Genomic DNA, 6,379 nt, shown 5'->3' with positions numbered 1-6,379 from the left:
GAGGTGGGCGAACGAGGCGGCCGGCGCCGGGTCGGTGAGGTCGTCGGCCGGCACGTAAATCGCCTGAACCGAGGTGATCGAGCCGCGCTGCGTCGAGGTGATGCGCTCCTGGAGGGCGCCCATGTCGGTGGCGAGCGTCGGCTGGTAGCCCACGGCCGACGGGATACGCCCGAGCAGCGCCGACACTTCCGATCCGGCCTGCGTGAAGCGGAAGATGTTGTCGACGAAGAAGAGCACGTCCTGTCCCTGGTCGCGGAAGTATTCGGCGACCGTGAGGCCTGAAAGGCCGACGCGGGCGCGCGCTCCGGGCGGCTCGTTCATCTGGCCGTAGATGAGGGCACACTTGGAGCCCTCCCCGCCGCCTTCCTTGTTCACGCCCGAATCGACCATTTCCCAATAGAGGTCGTTGCCTTCGCGCGTGCGCTCACCGACGCCGGCGAACACGGAATAGCCGCCGTGCGCCTTGGCGATGTTGTTGATGAGCTCCATGATCAGCACGGTCTTGCCGACGCCGGCGCCGCCGAAGAGGCCGATCTTGCCGCCCTTGGCGTAGGGCGCGAGCAGGTCGACGACCTTGATGCCGGTGATCAGGATTTCCGCGTCGGTCGACTGCTCGGCGAGCGTCGGGGCGGCCGCATGGATTGGCCGCGTCTCGGAATGGACGATGGCGCCGGCCTCGTCCACGGGCTCACCGATGACGTTCATGATGCGTCCGAGCGTGCCTTCGCCGACCGGCACCGCGATGGCGTTGCCCGTATCCTCGACATCCTGGCCGCGCACCAGGCCCTCGGTCGCGTCCATCGCGATCGTGCGTACGGTGTTCTCGCCGAGGTGCTGTGCGACCTCGAGGACCAGACGGCGATCGCCGTTCTGCGTCACGAGCGCGTTCTGGATGGCCGGCAGATGGTCGTCGAACTGAACGTCCACCACCGCGCCCGTCACCTGCCTGATGCGGCCAATCGCCTTTGCCATGTCCCTCATCCTCACCTGCCGGGCGACATCGCCAGCCGCCGCACTTCAGCAATTCAAAGTTCGTCGTCACCGCTCACTGTCACGAGCACACACCGCACGCCTAGCGCGGCAAGGCCCCTCGACCCCGAGCCTCAGAGTGCCTCGGCACCCGAAATGATCTCGATCAGCTCCGTCGTGATCTTGGCCTGGCGGGTCCGGTTGTACTGGAGCGTCAGGCGACCGATCATGTCGCCGGCGTTACGCGTCGCGTTGTCCATCGCGCTCATCCGGGCGCCCTGCTCGGAGGCGGCATTCTCGAGCAGCGCCCGAAAGACCTGCGTCGACACGTTGCGCGGCAGCAGGTCCTCGAGGATTTCCTCCTCCGAAGGCTCGTACTCGTTGTCTGCGGCCGCGCCACTGGAGGCCGGCTTGCCGGCGTCGGCCACCACGGGAAGGCGCGCCGGGATCAGCTGGAGCGGAGTCGGCTTCTGCGAAATGATGGACTCGAACTCGGAGAAAAAGAGCGTGCAGATGTCGAACGCACCGGCCGCGAACATCTCCCGCACTCGGGCCCCGATCTTGTCGGCCAGCTCGAAATCGACGTGCTTGCGGCCGGTAAAATCGACCCGCTCGACGATCAGGTTCGCGTAGTCCCGCCGCAGCGAGTCGTAACCCTTCTTTCCGACACAGAAAATCTTGACCTGCTTGCCATCCCGCACGAGCCGGCCGATGTGCGCTCGGGCCAGCTTGACGATGTTCGTGTTGAAGCCGCCGCAGAGCCCGCGGTCGGCCGTTGCCACGACCAGAAGATGCGTATGATCCTTGCCCGTACCGACCAGGATCGGCGATGCGGTGGCGGATTCGGCAACGCGCGCGCCGAGATTGGCGAGCACGCGGTCCATGCGCTCGGCATAGGGCCGCGCGGCGACCGCCGCGTCCTGGGCGCGACGCAGCTTCGCCGCAGCCACCATTTGCATGGCCTTGGTGATCTTCTGCGTCGCCTTCACCGAGGCGATACGGTTTCTGAGATCCTTGAGGCTCGCCATCTTCTCTTCCGTCCGTGAGCACTACGCCGGATGTCGTCCTGCCCGTTGGGCCGGACACGCCCGTACTGGATCAGGCGGCGAACGCCTTGGCGAAACCATCGAGGATCTCGACGAGACGTTTCTCGACATCCGCCGCCAGCTCACGCTTGGTGCGGATCGTCGACAGCACATCGCCGTGTTTGTCGCGCATGAGCCTGAGGAGATCACCCTCGAAGCGACCGACGTGCTTGACCTCGAGCCGGTCGAGATAGCCACGCGTGCCCGCGAAGATCACGACCACCTGCTCTTCCACCGGAAGCGGCGAGAACTGCGGCTGCTTCAAGAGTTCGGTGAGCCGCGCCCCACGATTGAGCAGACGCTGCGTCGCCGCGTCGAGGTCGGAGCCGAACTGCGCGAACGCCGCCATCTCGCGGTACTGCGCAAGCTCGCCTTTGATCTTGCCGGCGACCTGCTTCATCGCCTTGATCTGGGCCGACGAGCCGACGCGCGACACCGAGAGGCCGACGTTCACGGCCGGGCGAATGCCCTGATAGAAGAGGTCGGTCTCGAGGAAGATCTGGCCGTCGGTGATCGAAATGACGTTCGTCGGAATGTAGGCCGACACGTCGTTCGCCTGCGTCTCGATGACCGGCAGGGCGGTCAGTGAACCCGCGCCGTTGTCGTCGTTGAGCTTCGCGGCGCGCTCGAGCAGGCGGGAGTGGAGGTAGAAGACGTCGCCCGGATAGGCTTCGCGTCCCGGCGGGCGTCGCAGCAGCAGCGACATCTGGCGATAGGACACGGCCTGCTTGGAAAGGTCGTCGTAGACGATCAGCGCATGCATGCCGTTGTCGCGGAAGTATTCACCCATGGCGCACCCGGCGAACGGCGCCAAGTACTGCATCGGCGCCGGATCGGAGGCCGTCGCAGCAATGACGATCGAGTACTCGAGGGCACCGCGCTCTTCGAGCACTTTCACGAACTGTGCGACAGTCGAGCGCTTCTGGCCGATCGCGACGTAGATGCAGAAGAGCTTGCCATTGTCGCTCGTTGCGTTGGCGTTGACGTTCTTCTGGTTGAGGAAGGTGTCGAGGGCCACCGCGGTCTTGCCGGTCTGGCGGTCGCCGATGATCAGCTCACGCTGGCCGCGCCCGATCGGGATGAGTGCGTCGATCGCCTTGAGACCCGTCTGGACCGGTTCGTGCACCGACTTGCGAGGAATGATGCCCGGCGCCTTGACGTCGACCAGCCGGCGCTCGCTGGCCTGGATCGGCCCTTTGCCGTCGAGAGGGTTGCCGAGACTGTCGACGACGCGCCCGAGCAGGCCCATGCCGACCGGCACGTCCACGATGGTCTTGGTGCGCTTGACCGTCTGGCCTTCGCTGATCGCCCGGTCATCGCCGAAGATCACGATGCCGACGTTGTCCACCTCGAGGTTCAGCGCCATGCCCTTCGTGCCGTTCTCGAACTCGACGAGTTCGCCAGCCTGCACGTTGTCGAGGCCGTAGGCACGCGCGATGCCGTCACCGACCGAAAGCACCTGCCCGATCTCGGAGACCTCGGCCTCCCGACCGAAGTTGCGGATCTGCTCCTTCAGAATGGCCGAGATTTCTGCGGCGCGGATTTCCATCAGCCCACCTCTTTCATGGCGACGCGTAGTGCGTTGAGTTTGGTGCGAATTGACGAATCGATCATCCGGCTGCCGACCTTGACGATGAGACCGCCGATCAACTCGCTGTTGACGTTCGTCGTAACCTGGACGTCCTTACCGAGCGAGGCGCGCAGCGTCTCACGCAAAGCGCCCATCTGCTCGTCGTTGAGCGGCACGGCCGACGTGACCTCCGCGCTGATCTCGCCTCGATGGCGCGCCAGCTGGGTGCGGAAGTCCTTGATCATCTGGCGCACGGCGAACAGCCGACGATTGCGCGCGACGAGACCGAGGAAGTTGGCGGTCAGACCCGTCACGCCGGCACGCTCCAGCACGGCACCGAGCGCGCGCGCCTGGTCCTCGGCGCCGAACACCGGACTTCTCACCAAGCGGTCGAGATCGCTGCTCGCGTCCAGCAGAGCCTGGAAGCGCTCGAGCTCACCCGCGACCCTGTCCAATGATCCGTCGTTCTCGGCCAACTCGAACAGCGCATTCGCATAGCGCCCCGGCATACCCGAGTTTGTCGATTCGTCGCCCGCCATGTTCAGCCGCTCTCGCCCTGGCTCCGCGCAGTGCCGGCCGAGTGACGACCGCCCCTGTCGATTGGGAAGGAAATTTTCTGGTCAGGGAAGGGCACGGCGCAAATGGCAGTGCATTCGGCTCGCCCCTCTAGAAGCCGAGGGTCGTCTAACACACGCCCCCACGCCACGCAACGGTCCGACCCTACTTCCAACGGCGCATTTGCGACGCTCTTCGTCAACGCGTTCCAGACTTCGACGGCCATTCTTCAGCGGCCCGGCCGGTCGACGAAAAAAACTTTGCAAATCATGATTCTATGTCAGGGGGCTGTAGCCGTCGACCTCTGCCCGTACGTGGCTAGCGGCAGCTGCATTTGGCAGAGCGTACCGCGCCATCGAGTTCCGGCGGCAGGTCGAACTCTCCCGGATCGACCGGTGCTCCGGCACCGCTGTACTCCTCGTCGCCATAAAGCAGCAACCGGCAGCCCTCGGCGACCGCCACCGACGAGACGAGACCCGCCCAGCTTTTCAGTTTGCGAAAGCCCGTGTTGCCCGCCATCTCGAGGCTTCGCCCGCCCCGTCCGCGGTCCTCATAAAGTGCGCACATCATGTCGGGGCTGGTGACGCCAGCGCCGGGCGTGCCGCCCGCATTCTGCGATCCCGCCCTGTTGGCACCGCTCTCGGAGCTCTCGGAAGCCGCCGGCTCGGCCGGCGCATCGCAACGGCAGACGACCGACGAAAAGCGATCGTCGAACGAGCTGTCGAGGCGCACCGCGTCACGCCGGAACGACGCCTTGAAACCGCGCGTGGCCATGTTGAAATCGGCATGTTCGTAGGCGTCGAGCTGGCAGCCCTCAGTCACCGTGACCGAGGAGACACGGTCGTCGAGCTGACCGAGCGAGCTGAAACCACCACCGGCCGGAACCTGCAGCCGCCGACCGACGAACGCCTTGTTCTCGTAGATGACGCACATGGGTTCAGGCGCGGCCTGCCCACCGTCGCCGCCACCACCCGCGCTCGCCTGTGGCTGGCTCCCGTCCGCCTCTTCGGCGGCCTGCGAGCAGGCGCACGCCGCGAACCGCGCATCGCGCTGCCAGCGCCCCGTTACGCCGTCGTCGCTGCGCTCGAACACCCTTACCGCGCCGTCGCCGTCCTCGAGTGTCAGCGAACAGCCGCGCGTGACCCGCACCGAACTCAGCGAGCCGTCGACGGCCGAGCCGGCGAGCCGTCCGCGCGTACCATCGCGAAGGCCGACGCCCCTCCCGCGCATACCGGCCTCGGTATAGAGGATGCAGCGCATCACGCTCGCATCGACGGTTGGCGGCGCCTGCGGCGTCGCGCCCGCCTCGGCACCGTCCGGGTCGTCGACTTCGCGATCCTCGACCTCGGCCGAACCCGAGCCCCGCCCGCCGTCGCAGGCACATGCGGCCGATCGGATCACATTGTCCCAGGTGCGCCCGAGCTGCGAATAGGAGCCCTGCGAAAACCCGATGCTCTGGCCGAGCCCGCCTTCCTGATCGAACACGGTCAGCTCGCAGCCATCTGGCACCGACAGCGACGACACCAGCCCGTTCACCTCGGGCGCGAGCCTCGCGGCCTCACGATCGCGGCCGATCTCGACCCAAGGTCCCCGCAAGCCCGGATCGCGGTAGACGGCGCAGACATCGGGGCTCGGTCCGGCCGACGGCGGCAGGCCCTGCCCGTCGCCACCGGCGATCGTGCCGGCCGGCGGCTGGCCCGCGTCGAAAGTGCCACCCGCGGCGCCGCAGAGGCACTGCAGCGAGCTGACGCGCCGCTCCCAATAGCCTTCCATGAATGGAGCATCCTGGCTGAAGGTCCGCCGGTCACCGTTGAATTCAGGGTCTTCGTAGGTGACCAAACGGCAGCCCGGCGCTATCGCAACGGACGCGAGGCGGTCATCCCACGCCCGTCCGAGGTTACCGACCGACTGGTTTGCCCGTAGTGGCAGAGCCCGTCCGCGAAAGCTGCGTGCATCGTAAACCACGCAGGGTGCCCGCGTGCCTGGCGTGTCCTGGATGAAGATCTGGCCGAGTCCAGTACCGGGCACACTCAAGAACGCGATCGAGGCGACAAAGAGCACTGCGAGCGCGCTCGGCAAGGACAGGAGGCTGGCGCGGGTAAGCATTCGGATGGCTCCGCTACGGCAAGTGCACGGACGATCGTATCGCGCGACGATAGTCAAGCATTGCGCCCGGGTCCACGGGTTGCTGCGCCGCCCC

Annotated in this window: 5 protein-coding genes; all 5 read right to left on the bottom strand. The window is 66.3% G+C overall.

From position 1 onward, the window contains the following. The coding region (locus tag GC150_14185; protein MBI1386050.1) for a F0F1 ATP synthase subunit beta at positions 1 to 972 on the bottom strand (972 nt) is incomplete at its 3' end. A gap of 131 nt (positions 973 to 1,103) precedes the next feature. Continuing rightward, on the bottom strand, positions 1,104 to 1,997 hold the full coding sequence (locus GC150_14180) for a F0F1 ATP synthase subunit gamma (GenBank protein MBI1386049.1): 894 nt from the start codon (positions 1,995 to 1,997) through the stop codon (positions 1,104 to 1,106). A gap of 70 nt (positions 1,998 to 2,067) precedes the next feature. Continuing rightward, positions 2,068 to 3,603 (bottom strand): F0F1 ATP synthase subunit alpha, encoded by a 1,536-nt coding sequence (locus GC150_14175; protein ID MBI1386048.1) that lies wholly within the window; start codon positions 3,601 to 3,603, stop codon positions 2,068 to 2,070. Continuing rightward, positions 3,603 to 4,163, bottom strand: coding sequence for a F0F1 ATP synthase subunit delta (locus tag GC150_14170; GenBank protein ID MBI1386047.1), 561 nt, complete (start codon positions 4,161 to 4,163; stop codon positions 3,603 to 3,605). Before GC150_14170 ends, GC150_14175 begins: the two co-directional genes overlap by 1 nt. A 334-nt stretch (positions 4,164 to 4,497) precedes the next feature. Further along, positions 4,498 to 6,285 (bottom strand): hypothetical protein, encoded by a 1,788-nt coding sequence (locus tag GC150_14165; GenBank protein MBI1386046.1) that lies wholly within the window; start codon positions 6,283 to 6,285, stop codon positions 4,498 to 4,500. Between the last annotated feature and the right edge of the window lie 94 nt (positions 6,286 to 6,379).

The sequence above is a fragment of the Hyphomicrobiales bacterium genome (assembly GCA_016125495.1).
GTDB lineage: Bacteria > Pseudomonadota > Alphaproteobacteria > Rhizobiales > RI-29 > RI-29.
This window is presented reverse-complemented; position numbering and strand designations above follow the sequence as displayed.